At 44.0% G+C, this 25859-nt stretch carries 25 protein-coding genes; 10 read left to right on the top strand and 15 right to left on the bottom strand.

All coding sequences use genetic code 11. From position 1 onward, the window contains the following. The first annotated feature begins 100 nt into the window (after positions 1-100). From BLQ81_RS09220 to BLQ81_RS09195, 6 genes are all read left to right on the top strand, one after another. On the top strand, positions 101-901 hold the full coding sequence (locus BLQ81_RS09220) for a sterol desaturase family protein (protein ID WP_245693224.1): 801 nt from the start codon (positions 101-103) through the stop codon (positions 899-901). 221 nt (positions 902-1122) lie between these two features. Then, positions 1123-1329 carry a DUF2191 domain-containing protein gene (locus tag BLQ81_RS09215; RefSeq protein ID WP_092729666.1) on the top strand — a complete coding sequence of 69 codons (207 nt, stop codon included), beginning with the start codon at positions 1123-1125 and terminating at the stop codon, positions 1327-1329. Next, positions 1330-1701: a PIN domain-containing protein gene (locus tag BLQ81_RS09210; RefSeq protein WP_092729665.1), complete on the top strand. Its 372-nt coding sequence runs from the start codon at positions 1330-1332 to the stop codon at positions 1699-1701. A 243-nt stretch (positions 1702-1944) separates the two neighbouring features. After that, complete coding sequence (locus tag BLQ81_RS09205) at positions 1945-4062, top strand: outer membrane protein assembly factor BamB family protein (RefSeq protein ID WP_092729750.1); 2118 nt, start codon at positions 1945-1947, stop codon at positions 4060-4062. Between the two features lie 33 nt (positions 4063-4095). After that, the gene (locus BLQ81_RS09200; protein WP_092729664.1) at positions 4096-4971 is read left to right on the top strand and encodes a glycoside hydrolase family 16 protein; all 876 of its coding nucleotides are present in this window, start codon (positions 4096-4098) and stop codon (positions 4969-4971) included. Positions 4972-5324: 353 nt separating this feature from the next. Next, a complete protein-coding gene (locus tag BLQ81_RS09195; RefSeq protein WP_092729663.1) occupies positions 5325-6635 on the top strand; it encodes a DEAD/DEAH box helicase in 1311 nt (436 codons plus the stop codon). A gap of 29 nt (positions 6636-6664) precedes the next feature. Here BLQ81_RS09195 and BLQ81_RS09190 read toward each other — a convergent pair whose 3' ends face one another. After that, a complete protein-coding gene (locus BLQ81_RS09190; protein WP_092729662.1) occupies positions 6665-7294 on the bottom strand; it encodes a hypothetical protein in 630 nt (209 codons plus the stop codon). A 205-nt stretch (positions 7295-7499) separates the two neighbouring features. Between BLQ81_RS09190 and BLQ81_RS09185 the strand changes: the two genes are divergently transcribed. From BLQ81_RS09185 to BLQ81_RS09175, 3 genes are read left to right on the top strand one after another with little or no spacing between them, the layout of a single operon-like run. Beyond that, positions 7500-8072, top strand: coding sequence for a hypothetical protein (locus tag BLQ81_RS09185; protein WP_092729661.1), 573 nt, complete (start codon positions 7500-7502; stop codon positions 8070-8072). Between the two features lie 11 nt (positions 8073-8083). Beyond that, the gene (locus BLQ81_RS22230; RefSeq protein ID WP_092729660.1) at positions 8084-8356 is read left to right on the top strand and encodes a hypothetical protein; all 273 of its coding nucleotides are present in this window, start codon (positions 8084-8086) and stop codon (positions 8354-8356) included. Continuing rightward, positions 8328-8756, top strand: coding sequence for a protein-export chaperone SecB (locus BLQ81_RS09175; RefSeq protein WP_092729659.1), 429 nt, complete (start codon positions 8328-8330; stop codon positions 8754-8756). Before BLQ81_RS22230 ends, BLQ81_RS09175 begins: the two co-directional genes overlap by 29 nt. 31 nt (positions 8757-8787) lie before the next feature. Here the strand turns inward: BLQ81_RS09175 and BLQ81_RS09170 are convergent, their stop codons facing one another. The 7 genes from BLQ81_RS09170 to BLQ81_RS09140 form a co-directional block, all read right to left on the bottom strand. Then, the gene (locus BLQ81_RS09170) at positions 8788-11790 is read right to left on the bottom strand and encodes a type I restriction endonuclease subunit R (RefSeq protein WP_092729658.1); all 3003 of its coding nucleotides are present in this window, start codon (positions 11788-11790) and stop codon (positions 8788-8790) included. After that, a complete protein-coding gene (locus BLQ81_RS09165) occupies positions 11787-13058 on the bottom strand; it encodes a restriction endonuclease subunit S (protein ID WP_139183602.1) in 1272 nt (423 codons plus the stop codon). The genes BLQ81_RS09170 and BLQ81_RS09165 overlap by 4 nt, the downstream gene beginning before the upstream one ends. Beyond that, entirely contained in the window at positions 13058-13402 is a 345-nt protein-coding gene (locus BLQ81_RS09160; RefSeq protein ID WP_092729656.1) for a hypothetical protein, read from the bottom strand. Before BLQ81_RS09160 ends, BLQ81_RS09165 begins: the two co-directional genes overlap by 1 nt. Positions 13403-13405: 3 nt before the next feature. Continuing rightward, positions 13406-15040 (bottom strand): type I restriction-modification system subunit M, encoded by a 1635-nt coding sequence (locus BLQ81_RS09155; RefSeq protein WP_092729655.1) that lies wholly within the window; start codon positions 15038-15040, stop codon positions 13406-13408. A 75-nt stretch (positions 15041-15115) separates the two neighbouring features. Continuing rightward, positions 15116-15784, bottom strand: coding sequence for a competence protein CoiA family protein (locus tag BLQ81_RS09150; RefSeq protein ID WP_092729654.1), 669 nt, complete (start codon positions 15782-15784; stop codon positions 15116-15118). A gap of 40 nt (positions 15785-15824) precedes the next feature. Beyond that, the gene (locus tag BLQ81_RS09145; RefSeq protein ID WP_092729653.1) at positions 15825-16136 is read right to left on the bottom strand and encodes a hypothetical protein; all 312 of its coding nucleotides are present in this window, start codon (positions 16134-16136) and stop codon (positions 15825-15827) included. A gap of 223 nt (positions 16137-16359) precedes the next feature. Then, positions 16360-18300 (bottom strand): tetratricopeptide repeat-containing sensor histidine kinase, encoded by a 1941-nt coding sequence (locus tag BLQ81_RS09140; protein WP_092729652.1) that lies wholly within the window; start codon positions 18298-18300, stop codon positions 16360-16362. A 238-nt stretch (positions 18301-18538) separates the two neighbouring features. Here BLQ81_RS09140 and BLQ81_RS09135 point away from each other — a divergent pair, with 238 nt between their 5' ends. Next, entirely contained in the window at positions 18539-19681 is a 1143-nt protein-coding gene (locus BLQ81_RS09135) for an acyl-CoA dehydrogenase family protein (protein ID WP_092729651.1), read from the top strand. A gap of 154 nt (positions 19682-19835) precedes the next feature. Here the strand turns inward: BLQ81_RS09135 and BLQ81_RS09130 are convergent, their stop codons facing one another. From BLQ81_RS09130 to BLQ81_RS09100, 7 genes are all read right to left on the bottom strand, one after another. Continuing rightward, positions 19836-20147, bottom strand: coding sequence for a PIN domain-containing protein (locus BLQ81_RS09130; protein WP_245693223.1), 312 nt, complete (start codon positions 20145-20147; stop codon positions 19836-19838). Beyond that, positions 20147-20383: a hypothetical protein gene (locus BLQ81_RS09125; RefSeq protein ID WP_092729650.1), complete on the bottom strand. Its 237-nt coding sequence runs from the start codon at positions 20381-20383 to the stop codon at positions 20147-20149. The genes BLQ81_RS09130 and BLQ81_RS09125 overlap by 1 nt, the downstream gene beginning before the upstream one ends. A 142-nt stretch (positions 20384-20525) precedes the next feature. After that, the gene (locus BLQ81_RS09120; RefSeq protein ID WP_092729649.1) at positions 20526-21296 is read right to left on the bottom strand and encodes a 3-ketoacyl-ACP reductase; all 771 of its coding nucleotides are present in this window, start codon (positions 21294-21296) and stop codon (positions 20526-20528) included. Between the two features lie 90 nt (positions 21297-21386). Continuing rightward, on the bottom strand, positions 21387-22829 hold the full coding sequence (locus BLQ81_RS09115; protein ID WP_092729648.1) for an oxidoreductase: 1443 nt from the start codon (positions 22827-22829) through the stop codon (positions 21387-21389). Beyond that, positions 22826-24205 carry a glycoside hydrolase family 88 protein gene (locus BLQ81_RS09110; protein WP_092729647.1) on the bottom strand — a complete coding sequence of 460 codons (1380 nt, stop codon included), beginning with the start codon at positions 24203-24205 and terminating at the stop codon, positions 22826-22828. Before BLQ81_RS09110 ends, BLQ81_RS09115 begins: the two co-directional genes overlap by 4 nt. After that, positions 24195-25607, bottom strand: coding sequence for a sodium:solute symporter family protein (locus BLQ81_RS09105; RefSeq protein WP_092729646.1), 1413 nt, complete (start codon positions 25605-25607; stop codon positions 24195-24197). Before BLQ81_RS09105 ends, BLQ81_RS09110 begins: the two co-directional genes overlap by 11 nt. Next, complete coding sequence (locus BLQ81_RS09100; RefSeq protein WP_092729645.1) at positions 25604-25816, bottom strand: hypothetical protein; 213 nt, start codon at positions 25814-25816, stop codon at positions 25604-25606. Before BLQ81_RS09100 ends, BLQ81_RS09105 begins: the two co-directional genes overlap by 4 nt. Positions 25817-25859 lie beyond the last annotated feature (43 nt).

The following is a 25859-nucleotide window of genomic DNA, read 5'->3' as shown; positions in this document are numbered from 1 at the left end:
TAAGAATTTACAAAGCTTGGAACCCCTTTTCAATAAGGTAACCAGTTTTTGGGACAAAGAACTTCTTTTCCTAAATTGAGAGGCTTTATACACCAAAACTATGATTTGGGAAGACTTCTTCTTTAGATGGACAAGAATCGCAGGGAATGTAACCTTCCGTTACTTCCTGATAGCAGGCACCGTATTTTTCCTGTTTTACTTCATACTTAATGGGATTTTGGCCAGTCGTAAAATGCAGGCTAAGTTTCCAAAACTGAAGGATTACTCCCGAGATATTACCTATTCGCTCATTACGATTCTAATCTTTGCCACGATGGCAGCGGTCGTATTTGTATTGTTATCCCCATACACGCTGTACTACCGTGACGTTGAAAAATTCGGTTGGGGGTATTTCTACCTCAGTTTTCCCCTGATGTTTTTGATTCATGATGCCTATTTCTATTGGGCACATCGACTGATGCATCATCCCCGACTTTTCAAGGCTATTCATAAAGTCCACCATTATTCCACCAATCCCTCTCCTTGGACGGCGTATGCATTTCACCCTTTTGAAGCAGTGATTGAGGCAGGAATTATCTTGGTTTTGGGTTTTGTTCTGCCGGTTCATCAGGCTGCATTCGGATTATTTATGCTTTTCCAGTTCTCCTACAATGTGTACGGACATCTCGGCTATGAACTTTATCCCAAAAACTTTCAGCGCACTTGGATCGGCCGATGGATCAATACCGGCACGGCACACAACCAGCACCATCAGTATTTCCATGGCAACTACGGATTGTACACGTTGATTTGGGATCGGATTTTCGGAACACTGCGAGAGGATTATGAAAATAAATTCGAAGAGGTAACTCAAAGTAAAACCTCCTCAAAGCAAGAAAACTCGATGAAGCACATGGCCTGATTTCCTGCTATCGATATTGAAGAAGGATTGATTTCAACCTGGATAAGAAGATCCAACCCCTATTTTAAGAGAAATTATCTCGAGACTACTTCCAGTGTTTAGTTTAATTCAGATTAGGTAAAAGTTGTGTACAAACATCATTCTTACACAGATTTTCAAATACACCTTTCAAGGCTGTCTGAATACGATGATCTATCGTATATTGGTATCAAAAATCCAAAATGAAGATAACGGCTTTAATACCAGAAGAAATGATCAAAGAAGCAATGGAGCTATCTCGTGCTGCAACCATCACCGATGCATTGAAAACGGCACTTGCCCAATACATCGCAATTGAAAAAATCAAACGGGCATCTGAGTCTCTTGTCTCCGAGCCTCTTGAGTTTTATTATACCGCTGAGCAGCTTCGGAGTAAAAATCAATCCTAGATGGAGGTAATCTTTGACACGTCTATCTGGATCGAGTATTTCAAAGGAAACCCGGAGTATTTCGAGCCTTGTCAACAGCTCTTAGTCTCTGGGTCTGTCTGTACCTTGGAGGTGATTTTTGCGGAATTGATGCAGGGAGCCAAAGGGAAGCGAGAATTGGAGATGATCGAACTTTACTACCGTAACTTACCCAAGTTAGATGCGCCAAACCAAATTTTTGAAGCTGGAGTTTTTTCCCAAAAAAACGAATTATTCAACAAAGGCATCGGTTTGATTGACTCCATCATCATTTTCGCAGCCATCCAAAACCAAAAAAAGATCTGGACGCTTGATAAGAAGATCAATGGGTTTTTGGCTTCAACATCATTCTAAAATCCGGCATTTTGCTCTCTCGCCAAGACGCTAAGCTTTTTTACGAGATTCATTAAAAACATTGTCAAAAGGGTCAAGTTTCAAATTTTTAATCCCCCTTTGCGGCTTCCCGACTTTGCGAGATATCATTTTGCCAAAGAGGTAAAAAACTTCCTTTGGGTGACCCAAGTCCTTACGAGGAATATAAATTTTGTAAGGATTCAAAAATCATCCGATATTATCATTCCGAAACCCACCACCCAAATGACCTTCAAAAATTGGCTTTTCTGCCTTTGCTTAGTTTTTCTACTTCTTTCCTGCGGAAAATCAACCTCTGAAATCGACTATACCGACTGGTCAAATTATGGAGGCCCTCAGGACGGTTCCCGATATTCTTCTCTCAGCCAAATCACAGCCGAAAACGTAGCTCAACTCCAAGTTGCGTGGATTTACAACACTGGCGACGCCACGGAACGAAGTCAGATTCAATGCCAACCAATCGTGGTCAATGGCTTGCTGTATGGCTCCACACCCAAACTGAATGTCTTTGCCTTGGATGCTGCCACTGGAGAAGAAGTTTGGAGATTTGATCCTTTTCAGGTTTTGGGCGGGGAAAATTCCTGGGCAGGAACTAACCGGGGAGTCACTTATTGGGAATCTGGGGAAGACAAGCGAATCCTATTTTCAGCAGGAAATTGGTTGATGGCTGTCAATGCACTGACCGGAGAGCCAATTTTAAGTTTTGGTGATCAGGGAAAAGTGGATATGCGAAAGGATTTGGATACGGATTTGGAGGATTTCCTGATTGTCAGTAACACGCCAGGAGTAGTATATCAAGACCTGCTGATTATGGGAATGCGCCTCTCGGAAGGTTTGGATGCTGCACCGGGACATGTTCGAGCTTACAATATTAAAACGGGAAAGCGGGAATGGATTTTTCATACCATTCCTCATGAGGGTGAACCCGGCTATGAAACTTGGGATCCCAAATACGTCAAGCAAATCGGAGCCGCAAATAACTGGGCCGGAATGGTCGTCGACCAAGATCGAGGAATCGTCTTTGTACCAACCGGTTCGGCAACCTATGATTTCTGGGGAGGCTATCGGCATGGGGATAACATTTACGCCAATTCACTTTTAGCACTGAATGCGAAAACCGGAGAGCGAATCTGGCATTTTCAGGCCGTTCATCATGACGTCTGGGATCGGGATTTCCCAGCTCCACCCAATCTTATTCGCATCCAAAAAGACGGCAAATGGATCGATGCAGTAGCCCAGATCTCCAAGCAGGGGATGACCTATGTGTTCGACCGTGAAAGCGGCAAACCAATTTGGCCTATAGTGGAAACTCCGGTCACACAATCTGTATTGGGTGGGGAAAAAACTTCTCCAACCCAGCCCATTCCAAGTTTACCTGAGCCATTTATGAAGATGGTATTTGAGGAAAAAGACATCCTCAATCTCAAGCCGGAGTGGGAGTCGGACATCCGCTCTCAGCTCGCAAATGCAATCTTTGGGGACACATGGGCACCTCCACATCCTGAGAAACCCATCGTGCTTTTCCCCGGCATGGACGGTGGTGCAGAATGGGGTGGAGCATCTTTTGATCCCGGGACTCAGACGATGTACATCAATGCCAATCAAATTCCCTGGGTGATTGAAATGACGCCGAATGCAAGTTTTGGAAACGTGGGCCAGTCGATCTACACCAACTACTGCGGCAATTGTCACGGCTTAGACCGAAAAGGAAACCTGCCCGCTATGCCAAGCTTGATCGGGCTGAAAGATAAATACACGCCTGATTCCCTGGACCAACTTCTCAGAATGGGACGTGGAGCAATGCCTGCTTTTGGACATATTACCAAAGAAGAGCGATTGATTCTCATCGATTACTTAATGGGAAAAGCGGATGCAGGTGACAAGCAGGAGCTGGAAGCCAAAAGCTCCAAACTCTATCCTCAATATTACATGAATGGGTATAAAAAGCTGGTCACAAAGGAAGGACTTTACGGTTCCAATCCACCGTGGGGACTACTTACCGCTATTGACATGAATACCGGCAAGAAAAAATGGCAGGTAACCTTGGGTGAAATTGATTCACTCAGTACGCAGGGATTTGCTCCAACTGGAACCGAAAATTATGGAGGACCAGTTGCCACAGCCGGTGGAGTGATTTTCATTGCAGCGACCAAGGATGAAAAAATCAGAGCTTTTGATAAAGAAACCGGTAAAATTCTCTGGGAAGCAAAACTCCCCGCCGCCGGACATGCGACACCTGCGGTCTATGAGAAAAATGGAAAGCAGTTTTTGGTCATTGCCTGCGGAGGAGGAAAAGGAACGAAAAGCGGTGATGCTTATGTCGCTTTTGCCTTGCCCGATTGAGTTTCTGAATTACTTTTTCCTAGCTTTAGCTGCATGAGAATATTCTTGATTTCCATTATTTTATCCTCCATATTTCTCCAATCTGACTCGCAAGAGGTAGACTTGCACGACGATTTTCTAGAGAATTTTCAAGGTCGAAAATCCGAGTTTTTCCACTATGGATCGACTGGAAAAAAGGTAGGATGGAAATGGAATTCAGGCAAAACCTCTTCAGAAACCGCCGATTCAAAGGTACTCTCCTTCAAAATCCATCCCAAAGAAGAAGCAGGAGCCGGCAAAGGCCCTGAGATCATTTCTCGCAAATTCACCCATTTTGGCAGCTATTCAGCAAGGCTGAAGGTCCCTGACCCAAGAGAAATCCAACCGAATGTCGGTGCGGTGGTTGGGTATTTCACTTATCATATGGACAAAGAAAAGGGACTGAGCGAAATAGACTTTGAGTGGCTATTGGCCGATCCCGAAGTGGTCTACATGGGCACCTGGACTGGTGAATCCGGTAAACTGAAGCGGGTTGGCAGGACAATCAATTTGGCAAAAGGAATTATCTACGCGACTGAGTATCGGGAGGATCATACCAAAACCAGAGAAAAGCTTACCGGTAGCAGCCAAAACTTTCCCGAATTAATCGAAGCCATCGAAGGGTTTGACGCCTCGGCACAGTTTCACACCTATGGATTTGACTGGCAGCCGGACAGGATTCGCTGGTGGATGCTTCATCCGACTACGGCCGATACCGTAGTGCTTTGGGATTATAAAGGAGAACGGGGAATTCCTCAGCATCCCAGCAAATACCGGATGAACTTCTGGCATACAAACAACTGGTCTGTGGAGACCAATTCAAAATCTCTGGAAAAACCCAAGGAACGATTTGAATTGGAGGTGGATTGGCTGGGGTATCGGGCGTTTTAAATATTCGACATTAGAAGTTCAGCAATCTCGATTCGATATTCATCATTCGATATTCATCATTCGGTGTTCGAGATTTGAGAATTTGAGATTTAAGATTATGTCAAATCTGAATTTCATCTTTATCAACTAGGTTCATCTCCATCATTTAAAAAAATCAGCGAATTTCTGCGACTTTTTTCAGCGTAAATCAGCGGGAGCTTTTTATTCAACTGATAAAAAGTATTTCAATTTTAAAAAAATTCCGAACCTCGAATCGCAAATAAAGAACATCGAAGGGGACCTAAGAAAACCCGTTATTCAATCAGTTTCTGCTACCAGCTAATTTCAAATTTCATTTCCCCTACCTTTGTCGCATGTCTACCCCGCAAAAAAGCCAAGAAGAAATTCTCTCCAAACTGGGAATTTCACAATTAAACCCCATGCAGCTTGCCGCACAAAATGCAATCAAATCTTCCAACGAGATCATTTTACTCTCCCCAACCGGAACTGGTAAAACCCTTGCTTTCTTGCTTCCTTTGATCCAGGAACTTGATGCTACTTGTGAGGAAATTCAACAGGTGGTCATCGTGCCTTCCCGGGAATTGGCGATTCAGATTGAGCAGGTCATGCGGGAAATGGGAACAGGATTCAAAGTAAATGCCGTTTATGGAGGTCGGGCAGGTTCCAAGGATCGAATTGAAATCAAACACCGACCGGCGGTATTGGTTGGTACGCCGGGCCGAGTGTCAGACCACTTGAGAAGGGATGCATTTGACACTTCTTTTATCCGGACGCTTGTCCTTGATGAATTCGATAAATCGCTTGAAATCGGCTTTGAAAGTGAAATGAAAGATATTCTTCACTTGTTGCCCAAAGTAAAAAAGATGCTCTTGACCTCTGCTACACAAGGCGTGGAAATCCCACGATTTGTCGGCTTAAAATCACCAGTCACCGTTGACTTTTTAGAGGATAAAATCACACAGCTTCAGATCAAAAAGGTCTTGTCTCCAACAAAGGACAAACTGGAGACTCTCGTAGAACTGATCAGTCACTTGGGAAATCAAAACGGGATCATCTTCTGCAATTTTAAAGATTCAATCCAACGGGTAAGCGAGTGCTTAGAAGAGCATGGCATTTCTCATGGGATTTTCTCCGGAGGAATGGAACAGACTGATCGGGAAAGGTCATTGATCAAATTCCGAAATGGGACTCATCAGATTCTCTTGGCAACCGATCTTGCAGCAAGAGGAATTGACGTACCGGAAATCAAATTTATCATACACTATCATCTTCCCCTGCGAAGCGAGGAGTTTATCCATCGAAATGGCCGAACAGCACGGATGAACAGTGACGGAACAGCCTATGTCCTTCATTACGAACGGGATCCTCTGCCGGATTTTATCGGAAATCTTCCCATCGAAAAACTCACCAAGTCAAAACTTCCTCCGCCTTCGGAGTGGAGCACCTTGTTCGTGTCGGGCGGTCGAAAAGACAAAATCTCCAAAGGCGATGTAGCTGGACTGTTTTTCAAGCAGGGAAATCTCGAAAAAGATCAGTTGGGCGTGATTGAATTGAAAACCGATTGTGCCTTTGTGGGAGTAAAAACGACGACATTGGAGAAACTTCTCCCCAAAGTCAACAACATGAAATTAAAGGAAAAGAAGGTACGGGTGACGGTGATTTAGAAAACCGGCAATTTTAACTAGCCAGCGTTCTAATACCTGGATTTGGATTGCCTCGAAGGCTGAAGGATTCCGATCAGAACTTGTAAATCCAATCCATAGGCCATGTTCTTAGAATTGAAGTTGGCATACGGGCTGACACCAAAGCCTATCACTTTCCCAAGGGGAATCTCAAAGGTTGGTTTGAGCATCCAACCTATCCCAGAGTCCTTTTCCATTTCAAAAGTGTAGGTGCCAAAGATTACTCCATTTTCAGTGCTTCGCTGAAAATTGACAGCGTTTCTGAATTTGTTGATCGAAGGACCAGTCAACAGATTTAATCTAAAATTTCCTTCTTCCCCATCCAATAGGATCATCTTCCCCACTAAAAATTGGTAGCTGGTAATCTCATCTTTAGGATTGGTGAGTCCTCTGGAAAGTATGCCCAAAATTCCGCCTGAAAAATCATCGGGTTTGTTTTTTGCACCTCGAATTCCTGATTTTATCCCGATTTGAGCAGACCATTTTCGTTGTAGGGCATAATTAAAATTCAGGTCAAGTCCACTGTAATTCCCAACCGTGGGCCCAAAACCAAGATAAAGGCTATTGTTTTCGGCGAATTGAGCGCTTGCAGAAAATCCGATGGAGAGGGTTATAAAAATGATAAGCAGGAATTGCTTCATGGAATGGGGAAATTGAAAATGGTATGATAACTGAATGGCAAAAAGACAGCCAAGATCCTTGTGAAGTTTAGGTTCTCGTGTCAATGAGACTAAAAAAATCCGAACTCAGTTTTGCCCTGTTCTATTTTTGTAGAACTTCTATATTTGTCTAGAGTAACCCAAATTTGAATCCTACTAAAAATATTTTTTTTCTTAGTTTAGAGCAATGGAAATAACCCTTTACCAAACTTTAGAGGATCGCGAAAATCCGGAGAAAATTGAAGCAGAAGGCCCTTTTCTCTGTCGACACAAAGGCGCATGGTTAAGTGAAGGATACTATTTTTGGGACACTCACATTGAATTGGGTCATTGGTGGGGTGAAACCAACTACCTAAAAAAAGGTTATGTAATCTGTCGAGCTTACGGGATATTAGACGAAACTTGTTGGGATTTGCATGGAAACGGAAATCATAGATTAGAATTTGAAAAAGTGTGTGAAGAAATGGTAAATCAAGGAATTGCTAAATCTGAAACTTTGTTTGTTCCTAACGTAATAGCATTTTTGAGAAAAACCGGCAAGTTTCCATACAGTGCCATCCGGGCTCTCGGTGTTGGTAGTTTTTCGCCGAACCAAAGTATCAAAGGACTGGTTTTTAGGCTTAAATTTATTGAAACCAACAAAACTTTCTTAGATTTGCGACCCGCAATACAATTGTGCTTATTTGAGAAAAGAAGTTTATCTCTAAGAGATTACCTTATCGTTTTCCCGGATAATTACGTAGACAGTGCATATGCTTAACTAATATTTTTATGGAAAATTCATGGATCGAAGAGCTTCGTCATCATTTGAAAAATGAAGATAAAGCCAAACTAAAGCAAGAATGGGCCGAAATTGAAGCGTTAAAACTTCAAGGACCAAATGCTCTGGAATATGTAGAGTTTCTCCGCAGGCATTATTCGGCTGAAATTAGCCCCTGTGCTTTTGAAGAAATTGAAGTTAAATCAAACATGACCCCGAATTTTTCGGGGTCTTTTTTTTTTGTAATATCGCAGTATGAGCGAGGTCAAAAAAGCAGCATTTAGCTTCAAAGGGTATCAGGTAAAAAGTTTTACCTACACTGAACCCGTAAACCCAAAAATCGATTCCCTTTCCATTGATTTCGACCCTTCAGGCACTTTTTCTAAAAGCACAGGAATCTTTGAAGTGAAATTTAATTTCAAGGCTTTTTTAACTGAAGGAGAAAATAATTTCAATGTGATCACAGCATCTTTGTTCACTGAATTTCAATTTGAAGCGAACTTAAATCTTGGCGATGTTCCTCCATATTTTTATCGAAATAGTATCGCAATTATCTTTCCTTACCTGAGGGCTTTTATTAGCAACTTGACACTTCAAGCGAATGTGAAACCAATCATTTTACCAATTTTGAACTTAAGTGATCTGGAAGAGCCACTAAGAAAAAATACTGTCGAGATTGCTTAAAAAAAGCTTCAATTTTTTTAAAAAAAACAGATTACCCCACCATCGGCCAGTCTTTGTACTGCCCTTCGGCATAAAGAATGACTTCTTTGAGGAGTTCGTCCAGTTCTGAGAATGGCACTTTCCCTTTCAATTCCTTTTTGACAGCAAGTCGGATGGCAGCCTTCGCCTCTTCTTTCTTTGTCCAATCGAGCTGAAGGTTTTTCTTAACTGATGCCACGACTTTGTGCACCAAGTCCTGAATCGGGCCGGCTTGGTTCAGGATCTTTTCATTGGATGAGAGTAAATCATAAAAAGCCAACTCATCCTCGGTCAATCCCAATTGCTTGGTTCGTTTATCATCGTTGCGAAACTCATTGGCAATGTCGAGCATATGCTTTATCGCTGCCATGGAGTCCAAGCTATTTTTGTGGTAGTCACTTAGCACGCGGTCCAGTTCATCCTTTAATTTGCGGTTTCGCTTGAAATTCTTGTTCATCCGTACTTTCAGCTCATCGTTGATGATGCGTCGGAGAAGTTCGATCTTGATGTTTTCGCTCCCTTTTTCCTTCACCATGGCCTGAAATCGATCATCGATGATGGCTATGTCAATCTTGTCCAAATCGTACATCGCAGCCAAATCCACGATCTTTTGTGATTCCAGCGATTTGCTGATCAGGTCCTTGATCTTGTCATTCTTTTCCCGCTGCGGTCCGGGAGGGATTTTAATCTTGCGGATGGCTTCCCTGATTTTCTGAATGATGCCGACACCTTCCTGAATATCCCAGATTCGCTCGTCCGAACTCGTCATAGCGATCAGTTCAGTAAGCTTTCGCTCTTCATGTAAAAAGGAATCAGTCACCTCATCTGAGGCCAGTAAGCTATTCACGAGCTGATTGGACCAGCTGAGTTTTTGGGCGGAAGTCATGTTGCTGAGGCTTTCCACATCGAGACCGCCGATTTGATTTTTGACTTTCTCGTACTGTTCCAGACACAGGGACACAGCTGCTGCCATGTCCAGAGTCGGCTTTCCTTCGCCTCCACCGGCAGTATATTTCTTGGTGGCTTCGGCCAAAAATCCCGAAATCCCGATGTAATCCACCACCACGCCATTGGGTTTGTCTTTGAATACACGATTGACACGGGCGATAGCCTGCATCAGGCTATGACCTTTCATCACTTTGTCCACATAGAGGGTATGGGCGCAGGGCGCATCGAAACCCGTCAACCACATATCTCGGACAATCACGATTTTCAACGGATCGTCCGCCTTTTTAAACCGTTTTTTGATCGCTTCCATACTGTCCTTTGTCCGTACATGGGGATTCCAGGATTTGGGATCTTTTCCCACATTACTCGTCATGATCACGGCAACTTCCGGGCAATCCGGCAAAGCGGTGAGCGCATCATATAGTTTGACGCAGTTGCGGCGGCTCATGCAGACGATCATCGCCTTGCCTTCCAGCGTTTGGGTGCGGGCATGGAAGTGCGTCAAAATATCCTCCGCCACCCTTCGAACGCGGTCAGTCGCCCCGGCGGCATCTTCGATGGCTGCCCACACCGCATTGGTCGCCTCCTCTGCTTCTTCTTCCACTTCCTCGAGTTCCTGTGCAAACTCCGCCTTGATATTCAGAGGCACCATCCTCGGCTCGTAGTAGATCGGCACAGTCGCTCCGTCTTCCACCGCCTGCTTGATGTCGTAGGTATGGATGGTCTTGCCAAAAACCAATCCCGTATCGGCATCCTTGCTGTCCACGGGCGTACCGGTAAATCCGATAAAAGACGCATTGGGCAAAGCCCTGCGGATATTCTGCGCAAAACCTCCGTCCTTAAAACCGTATTGCGTTCGGTGTGCTTCATCCGCCATCACGATCAGATTGTACCGCTCGGAGAGCACCGGATGGAGTTTTTCTTTGCCTTCCTCCAGATCCTTGAGCCGAAACTTCTCGATCGTGGTGAAGATCACTCCACCTCCGTCCGAACTCAGCAAGGCCCGCAGTTCATCGGTCGTATCCGCATGCTGCACGTCTCCCACCAGATCCTTGGCAAGCACAAAGTTTTCGTAAAGCTGCAAGTCCAGATCGTTTCGGTCCACCTGGATCACGATCGTCGGATTGCGCATCTCGGGCAGCTGTCGCAAAATCCCCGTCAGGATTGCCATGGAGATGCTTTTGCCCGAACCCTGCGTATGCCAGATCACCCCGATTCGGCCATCGCCATGGGGTTTGATATTGGACAAAGCAGATTTCACAGCCGTGTCGATGCCCCAATACTGATGGTACTTCGCGCCTTTCTTGATCAGCTTACCGTTGTGATCTTCGTGAAAAATGAAATGCTGCAAGTAATTCAGCAGGGTTTCTTTGGGGAAAAGCCCCTTGATCAGCGTTTCCAACTGGAGTTCCCGCGCCTGTTCGGTTTCGGTGCCGTCGAGACTTTTCCAAGGGGCAAACCACTCCAGATCCGCCCCATACATGCCATGCAGGGCTTCCATCCCGTCGGAGACGATGGTGAGTGCATTGTAATCAAAGAGCTGGGGAATATCCAGCAGGTAATGGCCAATCTGACCGTGTGCATTGTCGATGCCTACGGTGGCGTCAAACATGTTTTTAAACTCAAAAAGCACAAGCGGAAGCCCGTTGATGTAGATCAGGAGATCCGTGCGGCGGGTATTCTTGCCGACGATGGTGAGCTCATCCACGCAGACGAAGCTGTTCTTTTCCGGTTCGGCGTAGTTGATCGGGTAGATATGCTTCGCAAATTCCTTCCCATGGGCATCCTTCCAGGCGATGGAGATGCCCTGCGTCAGCTTGCAGTGAAAGTCCCGATTGCGGTAATCCACGTCCATACTAGGCTGCTGAACCAAGGCCGCGAGGGCTTCCGTCAGTACGGTCTCGGGCAGCTCGGGATAGGTGATTTTCATAAACTTCCGAAGCTCCTCTTCCAGGACGACTTTCTTCAGATCCCGGGTCAGACTGTTTCCTGTCTGATGAGTATAGCCGAGCTCCTGAAGCCATTCGATGGCGGCATGCTGTACGGTATGTTCCAAAAAATCGCTCATAGCACCTCGCTTAGCTGTTTTTCCACATCTCTGACCCGCACTTCTCCGCTGATCAGCTTGGGCAAAAGGGTGTCACGGAGGGTGGTAAGGGTTTGGTTTTCGATTAGATTTTCTTCTTTTCTCTCCTCAAACGAGAAAGCTTTTTCAAAGTAGTCCACAAGAAATTTTGCTGGAGGAATTACGAGTAGAAACTCTCCTAAGGTACTGGCACTTATTCCAGGCTGAGCTGATCCTACTTTGGCTCCTTCTACATAATCGAAAAACCTTTTACTTCTAAAATTTTTTGCCACGTAAAAAGATTTGAAGAGTTCATCAAACTGAAACCTTATTAAATAGCTTGCAAATACTGCTTCCGGAGCGTTAAGGATGTAAACATTTTCTCCTGTGCTATTTCCTGTTCGAGCAACGAACAAATCCCCTTTGACAATTCTATATTTTTCAAAATCCTTGTCGCTGGATATACAATATGGAACATTTTCCCACTGGACATTCCCACCTTGAATATCAGTTATCCTCAAAAATTTTGGCCCAATTTTTTCTAAAGAAGAACTCTGAGTATAGCCATACTGAGAATTTTTATAAAACTCATCCAACCTCTTCACCTCCCACCCTTCCGGGATCAGTCCCAATTCCGATTCGACAAAGTTCCCGTCTTGGAAAGGCCCAAAGTCCACAAACCAATGCTTGTAGAGTGTCATCGCCATTTCCTCCAGGGTTTTATTCATCTGGAGATTGAGTTCGATTTTGTCGTCTAGGGGTTTTAGAACTTGGCCAATCGCGCATTGCTCTTCATATGGAGGTAAAGTGACTTGAAGGGTTTTTATCGCTGTACTATTTAAGCTTGCACGTGTGGTCATAGTTGCGTGCTTGGTAACTTCATTTCTAAAGAAATGACTTCTTAAAAAATACCCGATAAATACAGGATCAACTTGGATCGGAGCATCTTTTTTTAGTCTCAGTCTTTTACAGAAGCCATTAAAAGTTGCATTGGGATAATCCTTTAAAGCAACCGAACTCATACCAAGCTCATGAAGTGTTTCACTTGTCCTGGTAAGAAAAATATCCCCTTTTAAAACTGATCCGGAAATCCGTTCCTTTTCATTAGTGTTTGCTAATTCTCCAAGTTGATTAGGTAGAAAAAAGTTGTAAAAAACATTCTTAAATGTGACAAAAGGGTGTCCAAACCCGAATTGGTCACGAGATTTTGAAAGCCCTGATGAAATGTCAAAAAGCTCCGAAAAGTTATATGTTATCCAATTTTCTTGCACTACTCCTCTTCGGTTTGGGATATTTCGATTATTCTACAAATGATAATATCATCTGAGTTTTCTAAATCTACATTGAGACTAACTGGCTGAAAATCTATATCATACTTTATTTGAGGTTCTTTTCCTTCAATTAGATCAGATGTTCCTATATTATCCTTTACATGATTTAAAATGTTTAGCCTTGCGGTTGATTCATCATTATTTATAACATGATCTTTCAAGGCCAGCCAGTTATCCCCAATGGAGTGGACTAAATTTAAGTTATTAAGAAAATAATGGTCACCGTTAAAGAATTGATCGAAGATATCAGTTCTCAAAAACTGGATTTTAGCAATTGTTTTCACATTCTAGATTTTATCAAAATTTTCAAGTATTCGTTTTTTCAGTTCCTCTGCTTTCTCAAACTGGGCCAGCAAGGTGGATTTGAGACCTTCCACTTTTTCTTCGAAAGGAATCCCGTCTGCTTCTTCGGCTTCCGTACCGACATAGATGCCGGGGGTGAGTTTGTAGTCCTGCTTTTGGACTTCGGTCCGCGTGGCGGACTTGCAGAAGCCGTCGATGTCCTGGTAGGGGGATTGCTTTTGTTGAGATTGCTTCGCTCCTGCGTCGCTCGCAATGACGGGATCTCCCGCTGGGACGGTGCGCCAGGTATGGTAAGTGTCGGCAATACGGCGGATATCTTCGTCCGAAAACACCCGAAGCTTGCGGCTGACCATGGTGCCGAGTTTGGAAGCGTCGATAAAGAGGATTTCGTTTCTTCGCTCCCGGTGGGTTCCGTCCTTGCCGTCCCGGTTTTTGCTCAGGATAAAGAGGCAGGCGGGAATCCCTGTGGTCAGGAAAAGCTTGTCGGGCAAGCGGACGATGGCATCGACCATTCCCTGATCCACCATGTACTGACGGACATTGCGCTCACCTTTGGTATTGGAGGTCATGGCACCGTTTGCCATCACGATCCCGGCTGTGCCCGTATCGCTTAGGTGATGCCAGAAGGTCTGCATCCACATGTAGTTGGCACTGCCGTCGGTGGTGAATTCCTCCCGAGGACCAAAGAGTCGCGGGTCGCCCTCGGGCAGGTCTTCCGGGTGCCAGTTACTCACATTGAAGGGCGGATTGGCAATCACAAAGTCCGCCTTGAGATTTGGGAATTTATCATCGAGCAGGGAATTACCCAGCTTGATATCGAAGCTGAGGTTGCGCAGCATCAGATTCATCAGGCAGAGACGCAGGGTCTGAGCAGTCATCTCCTGTCCATAGACCGATATGTCGCTTTTATTGCCCCCATGCTCCTTGATGAATTTGAGACTTTGGACAAACATACCCCCACTGCCACAGGCGGGATCAAAGATCCGTCCTTTGTAGGGTTCGAGTAGCTCCACGAGCAATCTTACGATACTTCCCGGCGTGAAAAACTGCCCCGCTCCGGAGCCTTCCGCCATGGCAAATCGGCCGATGTAGTATTCGTAAATCCGGCCCAGAATATCACTTTCGGGATTTTCCTTTTCAGAAAACTTGGGATGGGAAAGCAGGTTGATGATCCCTCCAGTTTGCTTGGCGGAAAGTTCGCTTTTCACAAAAATCCGCGGAAGCAGATTTACGAGCTGAGGATTGTATGTGGTGAGCAAGTCCTGAATAACATCAAAGGCATCATCCACTTTGACTTTGATGTCGTCCTGCTCAGCGTTGTCTTTGAGATATTGCCAGGAAGCGGCATGGGGAATGACGAAGGTATTTCGTGAGCGGTATTCGTCCCGGTCTTCGAGGACGTAGTCGATTTCGTCAGGGTCGGCGGTGAAGTAGTCCGAGCTGGGATCGTGTACCAGCTGCTCCAGTTCAGAATGGACTTGCTCATAGCGCTCACTCAGATGCTTGACAAATACGAGGGGGAGGATGTAGTTTTTATAGTTGTTCTCAGATACTGCACCACGGAGTTCGTTGGCAGCATCCCAGAGTTCTTTTTCAAAGTCGATATCGGCTTTTGCCATTGGTCAGGATAAATGTTAAAAAATTGAAGATAGTTAAAATCTTCCTTTTTTGATTTTAAAATTACTTTACCCAAATCAAACCAACTTTGGGATAAGCTTTCTCAAATCATTTTTTAAATAAGCTACGCAAAATACCTTCGATAAATTTTCCTCGATACAATAAGGACATTTTCTACAGTCCTCTTTAATTTTCGCATGAGGCCTTCCTTGATTTCTTCCCGCTTTCCAGAACTGCTTTTCCAAAGGGCAGTCTTCGACATCTAGAAAAAGCTTCTTCACATAAAAAACGAGGGTAGGAAGATTTTCCGATTGGATTCTTTGCCACTTTGAATTAGATACTCGATTGGTGACCACGATTTCAATTAGAAGCTTTTTCCCATTTGTTTCAATAACAATATCTGGTATGAGTTCTCCCATACGGCTTTCTAGAGTAACCCTTTCGATCTGAATTTCGGTCGCGTCCTTAATCCTATACCTGTTTTTAAGAATGTAAACTTCTGGAGTAGTGAAAGTTTCACTTTGAGCAATTACCTCCTTAGCCATCAAATGAAGTGCTGTCTCAAGACCTCCTCCACAATCGTCTGCTTGATAATGGGCAAAATGATGTACTTTGATTTTACCTTTTCTGGCCACCAATGCTTTTTTGCAGGCAGGGCAAACGCACCCACAGGCTAACCCGCTGGCTACATCGTTTATTGTTACAATCTCGCCATCCTTTAATCCATATGGAAGTTTAATCTCCATAATGGTCAATTTATTAAAAATCAGGTCGACAAAATAAAAATCAACTCAATTTTACTTTTTTTTCAATGTCTCTATCAAGTAACCGTATCCCCTCCACCTGAAGCTTAAGTACCTCCAGCTTTTCATCGGTTTTTTCTTTCATCTCCTGCAGTTTGTGCACTGAGTTTGAAAGCGATTGAGATCGGTTGATCTCCAGATTCACCAGTTTTTCAAAGTCTTTGAGTCGTTGGATCTGGATTTTTTCCTGTCGGGCATATTCTTTGAAAAGTAAATAATGGAGCAAAATCAGGCTTCCCAATACCAAAATGGCGAGTAATCCCAAAAAACCATTTTCCACAAGTAATCCCAGCATAGTATGTCCCTAATTAGATCAAAACTACCGCTGAGATACTTCAAAGAAAATACGACAAACGGCCTACATTTTTAGAGACACTTTGGCTAAAGCCTGATTAACATTTCTATTCTCGATGGAATGGGCTAAAGCCACATTCCTATTCATAGGAGCGATTTTACTCACCAATTTTCTCAGAGATTGTGCTTCAGCCAAAAAGTATCTTTATTGAAAGTTCTTGATTCTAACCTGCTGGCCAAATCAGTAAAATGGAAGTTCCTGATCCCGGATCGGAGTGAATCTCAAGGTTTCCTCCGAGTTCTTCCGCACGCTTTCGCATGTTGTAAAGCCCATTACCGGGCTTGATCTCAGATTCGACAAATCCCTTTCCGTTGTCATGAATATTCACCAAAAGCTCCTTTCCGGTGGAGTCAATTTTGATCTCTACCCGATCGGCTTCCGAATATTTGATGGCATTTTGGATGGCTTCCTGGACGATTCTGAGAATCTGGATGCTTTCGGCCGAAGTCATCGTAGTTTCAGGATTTATACGATCATGGATTTCATAATCAAAAGTGATAGTAGAAGCCGATTGTCCTGCTTTTTGCACATATTCCTTAATTCGGATTGAAAGCTCTTCCCAAGTGACTGAACCTCGATTCATCGCCCAAATCGTATCCCGCAATTCAGTGATCGTCTGCCTGGTAAAATTTGCAATGGTATCGTAGCGCTGTGTGAGTTGATCCTTGATGGGCTCAAAATATTTCAGATTTTCGATGGCGGAAATAATGAAAGTCAATTGCGCACCGATATTGTCGTGAAGGTCTCTCGATATCAGCAGGCGTTGCTCCTGAAGTTTGTTTTGAGTTTCGATTTGCGCCAAAGCCGACTTCAATTCACCTTCTTGCTGGAGTTGGCGATTTTTCAGTTTTTGCTGATTGTAGAGCAAATACCCTACAATTCCCAAGGAAAGAGCAATCACTAAGGAGCCAAAAAGCAAGATGTTTTTGCTTCGTATGGCGAGTTGTTGCTCAGCGATCTGGAGGTCTTTCAATTCAGTTTGGTATTTGGTCTCCAGTTCGGCTACTATTTCCTTGGACTCTTTTTCTACTTTGTTTCGGAGGGTTTGTTGATAGAGATTGGAATAAAAGCGGGAGCTGTCCCCCATTCCAATAGCAGCATATACCGAAATCAATTCAAAATAGGGGAATAAAACATCCTCCTCAGAACCTTGACTTTGAAAGTTTTTTGCAGCTGAGAGAAGATAAGGCTTTGCCTGCCGGAACTTCCCTTGAGCGTTAAGAGAAGTCCCCAATGCTGTTTCTAACGAAGCTATTTCATATTGCGTGTTCACCCGATTTGCCACCTCCAAACCCTTTCTAGCCACATCTTCCAATTGCTCCATTTCGCCTTTTTCCATGAGAAACATAGAATAAATTCGGTAGGAAATCGCCTGATTCATCGGGTCATCGAGTTCTAAAGATTTAGAAATAGCCTTCTTAAAATAAGGTTCTGCTTTATCGAAATCACCCAGATACTTATATATAGTCCCTAAATTATTGTAAGACCCAATTGCTGATCGAAAATCCCCAAGCTGTTCCCGAATAGCAATAGCTTCTTTGTAGGCTTTTTCTGCTTTTTCGTAATCAGGCAGGTTTTGGTAGATCACTCCAAGATTATTCAGCACTGCTGGGGCATTGAGCTGAGCATCGAATTTTTGAAAAATCGGAAGCGCCTTTAAGAAATAATCCAAGGCAGTGTCGGTCTCATATTTCCGCTGATAAATAAACCCCAAAGCATTGTAGGACTTAGCCATCCCAAGAGAATCACCGATTTCCCGGCGAATCTCAAGGGATTTTTGATACAATATTTTAGATTCATTCAAGTCGCCTTTTTGCAAAATCCCACTGCCTAAATCAGAATAGGCTTGAGCCAAAATCTTAGGATCTGAGGCCTCTTCAGCTTTTTTTACCGCTATTTGTCCATAGTAAATCGCCGAATCAATACTGATCGCGGCGAATTGCCAACTCAATTCCCCGTACATATTTGCAAGTTGGTCTGATGGAAGTGACTCCTGAACGCGAAGTTTCAGGCTGTCTATAATAAAGCGGGGACTTTGTGCAAAAGTATTGGTAAATGCGAAAAAAAGGAATACGATTAAAATCGGAAAAAGACGGGTTTTCATGAGCTGGTAATCATTCTGGGGAAATAAGTTAAAAATCAGTCTATTGGCATTAAAATTAGGAATTATCGGAAATTTGGCTTTATAGGCTTGACTTGGGAAAGTCTTTTTAGAAACTCAAAACTTCACCTCACAATTTACTCAAAATTCAAAATAAAAGATCGTTTTGGCCGATTTGGAGAAGTAAAACTTATTATAAACCTTAGAGTATTAATAGTGAATATAAACCCAAGAATACCCTATGTTTGATTTTAACCTGAATGAAAATCAGCAACTAATTGCTGAAATGGTCCGTAATTTCGGTGCCAAAGAGATTACACCTTTCCGCAAGGAATGGGATGACAATTCACATTTCCCAATCGAAGTCTTTAAAAAACTGGGTGAGCTTGGCCTGATGGGCGTCTTGGTGCCTACTGAATACGGCGGATCCGGTTTTGGATACAATGAATATGTGACTGCGATTTTGGAATTGACCAAAATGGATCCTTCGATCGGTCTTTCCATGGCAGCACACAATTCACTTTGTACCGGGCACATCATGATGTTTGGTACTGAGGATCAAAAGCGCAAATACCTTCCAAAACTTGCTTCCTGCGAATGGCTTGGCGCTTGGGGCCTGACAGAACCCAATACTGGTTCCGATGCCGGAAATATGCGCACAGTTGCTGTAAAAGAAGGTGAATATTACATTTTGAATGGAGCAAAAAACTTCATCACTCACGGAATATCCGGAGATGTGGCAGTAGTGATCGCCCGAACCGGTGAAGTTGGCGACAGTCACGGCATGACTGCATTCATCATCGAAAGAGGAACTCCAGGATTCAAGGGTGGCAGAAAAGAGGATAAACTTGGAATGCGTGCTTCCGAGACCGCTGAAATGATCTTTGAGGACTGCAAAGTCCATGAAAGTCAGGTTTTGGGCAAAGTCGGGGATGGATTTATCCAGTCCATGAAGATCTTGGACGGAGGCAGAATCTCTATTGCGGCGCTTTCTTTGGGGATTGCCGAAGGAGCCCTCGAAGCATCCATCCAATACTCCAAAGAACGTCATCAGTTCAACAAGCCTATTTCAAGTTTTCAGGGCATTTCTTTCAAACTAGCCGACATGGCTACTCAATTGGAAGCGGCAAAACTGTTGACTTTTAAGGCTGCTGATTTGAAAAACAGAGGAGAAAAGGTAACCCTTGCCGGTGCTCAGGCTAAATTGTACGCTTCGGAAGTCTGCGTTTCGATTTCCAATGAGGCGGTACAGATTTTTGGTGGCTATGGCTTTACCAAAGATTACCCGGTGGAAAAATTCTACCGTGACTCCAAGCTTTGCACCATCGGAGAGGGAACTTCGGAAATCCAGAAATTGGTAATTTCGAGGGAGATTTTAAAATAATATTTAGAAAGCCGGGTGCATGAAATTCTCTATTTGCATCCGGCTTTTTATTTTTAAATGAGTGAAAGAGGAGATTATTTTACCCAATTCTCAATTTTAATTCCTTTTATTCTTGAAAAGTGGCTCTCATTATTAGTCACCAAACAAAGATCATTTAAAATGCACAAGCGCCAATTAGTAAATCAAACTCATCAATAGGAGTTCCGAGTTTTCTAAGTCTAGCTTTTTCTTCGGCATAAAAATCAAGTGTAGGAGAGATTGGAAGTATGTTAACCCCCGATAAAAAATCGTTTAGAACTTTCGCGTTTGCCGATGGATTCTGACTGTTGTGGATTCCAAACTTCAATTCTGCTAATGTTATCTCAGAGATAAATCGTGATTCCCGAGCCACTCTTTCAAATTTATCTTGCAAAAAATATTTGCCCTTGATGTAGTAAATACAAATGTTAGTATCAAATAGAAACATTAAAACTCCTCAACTTTTCGACTAAAATTTCTTGACCCGGAAATTGAATCAATAATTTCCTCCGCAGATTCCGGGCCTACCCAAGAACCAAATGAGTGTTTCAAACGGTCCTTTTCTTCAGACTTAGGTTTTGAGATTGATTTTTGCAATTTCTCTACCAAAGCCATTTTCATCTTATCGCTTAGAAATCTCAACATACTCCAATAGGATTCAACCAATTCAGTTTCTGCTTTCATCTGTTTATAATTGATTTTTTATGGTCACTTCGAATGCCCGGCCCCGATAGCTCGGGGCATTCCTCTGTTTGAAAAGCTTTTCTTTAGGGTATTTCATTTTCAAACAATTGCTTTCAAATATACGGAATTTCCAAACCTCTGTTTACAACCTCCCCACCATCATACCCCCCTCAATTCTAAGAATCTGCCCAGTGGCGTAAGGCAAGTCTCCCCGCAGCAAAGCCGCAACCACTTTGCCGATATCTTCCGGCTGACCCATTCTTTTTTCCAAAGTCAGGCCATTTTCGATCCGCTCCTCATAGACCAATTTCACTTTTTCGGTCATGTCCGTTTCGATCACTCCCGGCTGGATTTCATAGACCGGAATATCAAATTCAGCCAGTCTTACTGCCAAAACTTTCGACATCATCGAAAGCCCCGCCTTGGCCATGCAATAAACCGCACGGTTGGTAGAGGCGAGTACTGCTGAGACTGAAGTGATATTGACGATGGAAAGCGGCGTATTGGCATTAGACCTCCGGATTTCTGCCATCCAATTGGCAAAAGCCTGACTCAGGAAAAAAGTCCCTTTCAGATTGATATCCATCAGGTGATCAAAATCGGCCTCTGCCACTTCCAAGACATCTGCCCGGACCCTCGGTGCTACTCCGGCATTATTGACCAAAAAATTGATCGTTCCAAATTTCTCTTTTACTTCATTTACAACGTTTTCTCTGTCGGCTTTTTCAGCAATATTTCCTTGAAAATATTCCACCCGAACTCCACTTTGGCGAAGTTCTTTCAAGACATCCTTTACCTCCGATCCCGGCCTAACTCCATTCAAAGCCAAATCAATACCTTCATGGGCCAGCTTTTTGGCAATTCCAAGCCCGATTCCTCGGGTTCCTCCTGTGATCAAAGCTACGTTTTTCATGTGTTTATAAATTGATTTTTAAAGGCCACATGGAATCTTCGCATGAATTATATTCATCTTTCTGTGTGTCGCTCGGGGTCATGCTTGATTTCATTCTCCTTTCAAGGATTTAAGTTGATCGTATTCCGGCATTTTCTTGTAGAGCGGGTCCAGTGGAAAGCAACCTGAAATCATCCCGTTTCTCGGTGCTGTGGTGCAGTCGGAGAAGGTACGGCAGATTTTTGCCCTTTTAAGTCCTTCGCCAGAAAGAATATCTGCAGGCATATCCGGATAGCTTAGCACCATTCGACCAAAACCGATCGAGTCGGCCTTTTTACTTTTCAGGACATTTTGCCCCACATTTGGCAGCCACTCCTGCAGGTAGGAATAGGCTGATCCTATGACATACAATCCCGGAAAAGCCTTTTTGATTTCAGCTGTAGCTTGAATCTGTCTCGCTACCCCATGCAGTGGATCTTCAGGGGGCTGATACCCATCAGAAGGCGGGAATAATGCCGGGCGCTGAATGTGTGGATTGTAATAAGGACTTCCGGCGGTGGTACAGAGGAGCTCGATATCGAGTTTTTCCAGTTCCTGAAGAAAAAGAAAAGGCTCACTCAAATCGGTGATTGTACCACTTTCATCTCCTCCAAAAGCATACCGATAGGAATCATTTTGCGCAGGAATTCCGGTTTCCTCGGGACCTTTTTGGAAGGGTACCCAGTCGAAAATGCTCATCCTCACCCCAATTTCCAGACCCGGTGCAGCTTCCCGGATGCCCGCTACTATGTCCCGAAGAAAGCGGGTACGGTTTTCAAAACTTCCTCCATATTTTCCCTCTCTGTCGTATGCACTTAAAAATTCATGCCCCAGATAGCCGTGACAATGTTTAATATCCACGAAATGGAACCCTGCATTTTGAGCCAAAATAGCGGCATTCACATAATCTTTGATAATTGAGTCAATTTCCTCATCGGACATAATCGGATAATCTTCCGCCAAACCAAATTTCCTGTTCAGAACAGGATGTGGGTAAAGGATCTTTGGCTCCATCCGCTTCTTATCATTGGGCTTGCAGAAGCGACCGGAGTGAGTGAGCTGCAGTCCAATCAGTAAATCGGAAGTGTCCCCAAAATGCTCCTGATGGGTCGTTTGTAAGAGTTGGAAAAGATCGACGAAGTCCTGAAAAGTCTGTTGATTCAGCATCAACTGGTTTGGATTCGCTCGGCCTTCAGGTCGGACAGCGACCGCTTCACACCCCCAAAGTAGTTTGGCTCCGCTGATGGCAAAGTTTTTCCAACGCCTTTTGGTCAGTTCGGTAGGACGGCCGTCTTCCGTTCCATCCCAGCCCTCCATAGGCAAAATACACATCGCATTCCCGATTTTCCGGCTGGAGCGAAGCGTATGGGATACTGCAAAGGGTGAATCAGATCCCGAAATCAACTCCTGATCAAAATCCAGTTCGATTCTTTCTTTTTCCAGATGAGCACTGAAAAGCTCAGCAGTTTTTAGCTGGGCAACCCGAGGAAACTGTGGTTTGTATTTTCCGCTCATGCTGGCACACAGTTTAGATAAGAATAATACGGCTCATTTTTCATCATCCGATGCACCAGTAATGCCAACTCACGCGCATGATAATCTCCCCACATGCTGGATTCTCCATGAGCGACTTTTCCTGCTTGAGGCACATAATCCCAACCATTTGGCTGATGATAGATCGAGTGCAAAATCAGACCCTGATGCGCTGGGTCAGTAGAAAGGTAAGGCTGGGAGAAAAGTGCTCCAGCAATCTGAATTCCGGCTTTATGATATTTTTCTGCACGATTAGGGTCACTATTTTTAAGCCAATTCCCGATGCGAATCAGACCTTGCGCTGTGATACATGCGGCGGAACTGTCCACCGGTTCAAAGGCATTGAAAGGCTCAGAGGGTCTGTTGAGGTAATCCCCCATTTTATGCAAACTTGGGGCTCCGGTATCCCAATAGGGAATTCCATCGGTGGGCGTGTTTGCCAGATAAAATTCCGATGTCGCAATAGCCGCTTCATTAAGCTCGGCGATCAGATCTTTTTTAGAAATAACTTCAGCGTAATCCGATTCAGAAATCTGGTCAAGAATTTCCAAAGTCTCACCCAAGCCGCAAATGGCCCAAGCCAATCCTCTCGTCCAGGTGCTAAATCCGGTATAGCCTTGCTGGGAATTGGGGCAGCGATAGTTCCCGTCATTGGTATTGAAGATGATTTCGTGAGCTGTCCTTCCTGCCACATCGTAGCTATCCCTTCCTTTACCGTAGAAAATCGAAAATCGAACCGTGCTCAAAATGTGCTGGATAGCCCGCTGAATCAACGAGATTCTCCTGTCATTTTCCCCTTGAAGCACATGCCCCAATTGGTGCGAGACAACCAATGCCCGGCAGCTGCGGATGGTATCTACAAAAAGCGAATGGGGGCCATTGAATGAATAGATAAATCCACCGTTTGGAATAGATGTCCATCGGGTGGCTTGTACTGCACCGGTTACTTTCAATGCCAGTTTATAGAATTCTTTTTCCCATTCTGAGCTCTGAATTTTGCTTTCGTTGATCAGGCGCAGTAGATTTCCGTAGGTGCTGACATTGTTGAAGCCGTGATCATGCACCCCGATATGGGTCAGGTGCGGAGCCATTTTTTGAACCGTATTTTTTCGGCCGATTTCGAGAAATTCTGTTTCTCCAGTAGCATCAAATTGGAGTAAAGCGGATCCAAACTGGAAGCCTTGCGTCCACTCGGTCCAGCCCCGGGTGACGTATTTACCATTTTCGGTAAATACGGGTGCTCCATTTTTGGTGTCAAATGAATCTTCAATTGAGCGGATTTTCTGTCCGGAAAGGTTCCAAAATCGCTCCAAAGGAGATTTTAAATCAGAAATTGAAAAGTGCGAATCAATCTTCATGTGTAGTTTTTTGGGTAAAATAGTGAGCGATCATGAGTATGGCCGTCACCGGAATCAGAATACAATACATCGCTGCGTCGGTAGGCAAACCGGAAAATCCCGCCGGAACCACCTCAAGCAAAGACAAAACGAAATAACTCAAGGCAATTGCAGAGATAACAAGCAAAGACTTAGGGGGATTTTTGAAAATCACAGCTCCCAATACCACCGGAGCGATCATGGATGTACCTGCAAAACTCACTCTAGCCAAAAGCACCAATTCATCACTCATATAAGTGGAAAATACGAGCACGATCATTGAAAACACCAAAATTGCAATTTGGGTAATTCGCATATTTTGCTTGTCAGAACCTGTCAATAAGGAGCGTAATTCCGTACCTAAAGCAAAAATCTGAGCATTGGTAGTAGAAAGGCAAGCAGCAAAAAGTCCGACCACAGCCAATGCTGCAACCGGATTCGCCTGGTCAAACAACAATGCTGCAGATAGAAAATCTGCTGTCGTGCTGTCCGGGTATTTTACTGCTCCGTAAAGCCCGATAAATGCAGTCGGGAGAATCACCAAAATGGCAAATATCCCTACGGCATAGGCCATTTTATGGACGGATTTCAGGTTTTTCATGACCACCAATCTGGTGGTAAACTGCGGCTGGGAAACAGGAATCATCACAATAGCAATCGCAGAAGCAATCAAAAACGGACTGCTGAATAATCCTTTGGGCCCGGGAAGTGACAGTAAGCCTGCATTACTTTCAGCTACTCTTTCCAAAGCTGAATCCAAGCCTCCTGCCATCTTCAGGCAGGTCACACCGATAATCCAAATCACAACCAACAAAATCACTCCCTGGATTGCATCGCTGTACATGATAGCCTTCAAGCCTCCGATTTCAGAGTAAATCAGCATAATCACAACCAAAATTGCCGACCAACCCCAATAGGGAATCAGGTCTGGAAATGCTGCGTTGAGGAATATGGAAATGCCCCGGATTTGAATGGCGACATAAGGAATAAGGAAAAGGAAAGAGCTTATGAAAATCAGGTACCCTGCCCATTTGTTTCGAAAGCAACTTTGGATAAAACCAGCCACACCTTTATACCCAACCTCTGATGCCCTTTTGCGAAGCTTGTATCCAAACCAAATAAGAAAAAAAACCATCAAGGCATCCGAAAAGGCCAAAAATACCCATGCTCCTACACCATGAGTCCGAAAAAAATCCGGCATTCCCATGAAGGTAAATGCACTGAACAAAGCTGCCGAAAAGGTCAAAAACCCGAGTATGGTTCCAATGTTGGATCCGGCCAACATAAACTCATCCGAGCTTCTGTTTTTGTTGTACGATTTATAAGAGGCATAGCCAAGCGAGGCCAAAAAGAGTGCGAAAAAGAAAATCAGCCAGCCTGTCATTGTTTTTTAGATTCTTGGTGTGGGAAAAACCGGGAAGCTAAAAAGGTCAAAACCACAATCACAACAGTCACCAAAAACCCTGTCCAAAAGACATAAGGAACATTGGCGAGGGTTGGATCAACTTTATTTACTCTGAAAAGAATAAGAAATGATCCAACTGTGAGGATCAGAACAATAAAAACCAGAATATTCCAGATTTTGTACTTCATGAGATTAGCTTGGGGTTATTTGGGCAGAAATCAAAAAACCATG

It is taken from the genome of Algoriphagus alkaliphilus (genome assembly GCF_900103735.1).
Classification (GTDB): domain Bacteria; phylum Bacteroidota; class Bacteroidia; order Cytophagales; family Cyclobacteriaceae; genus Algoriphagus; species Algoriphagus alkaliphilus.
This window is presented reverse-complemented; position numbering and strand designations above follow the sequence as displayed.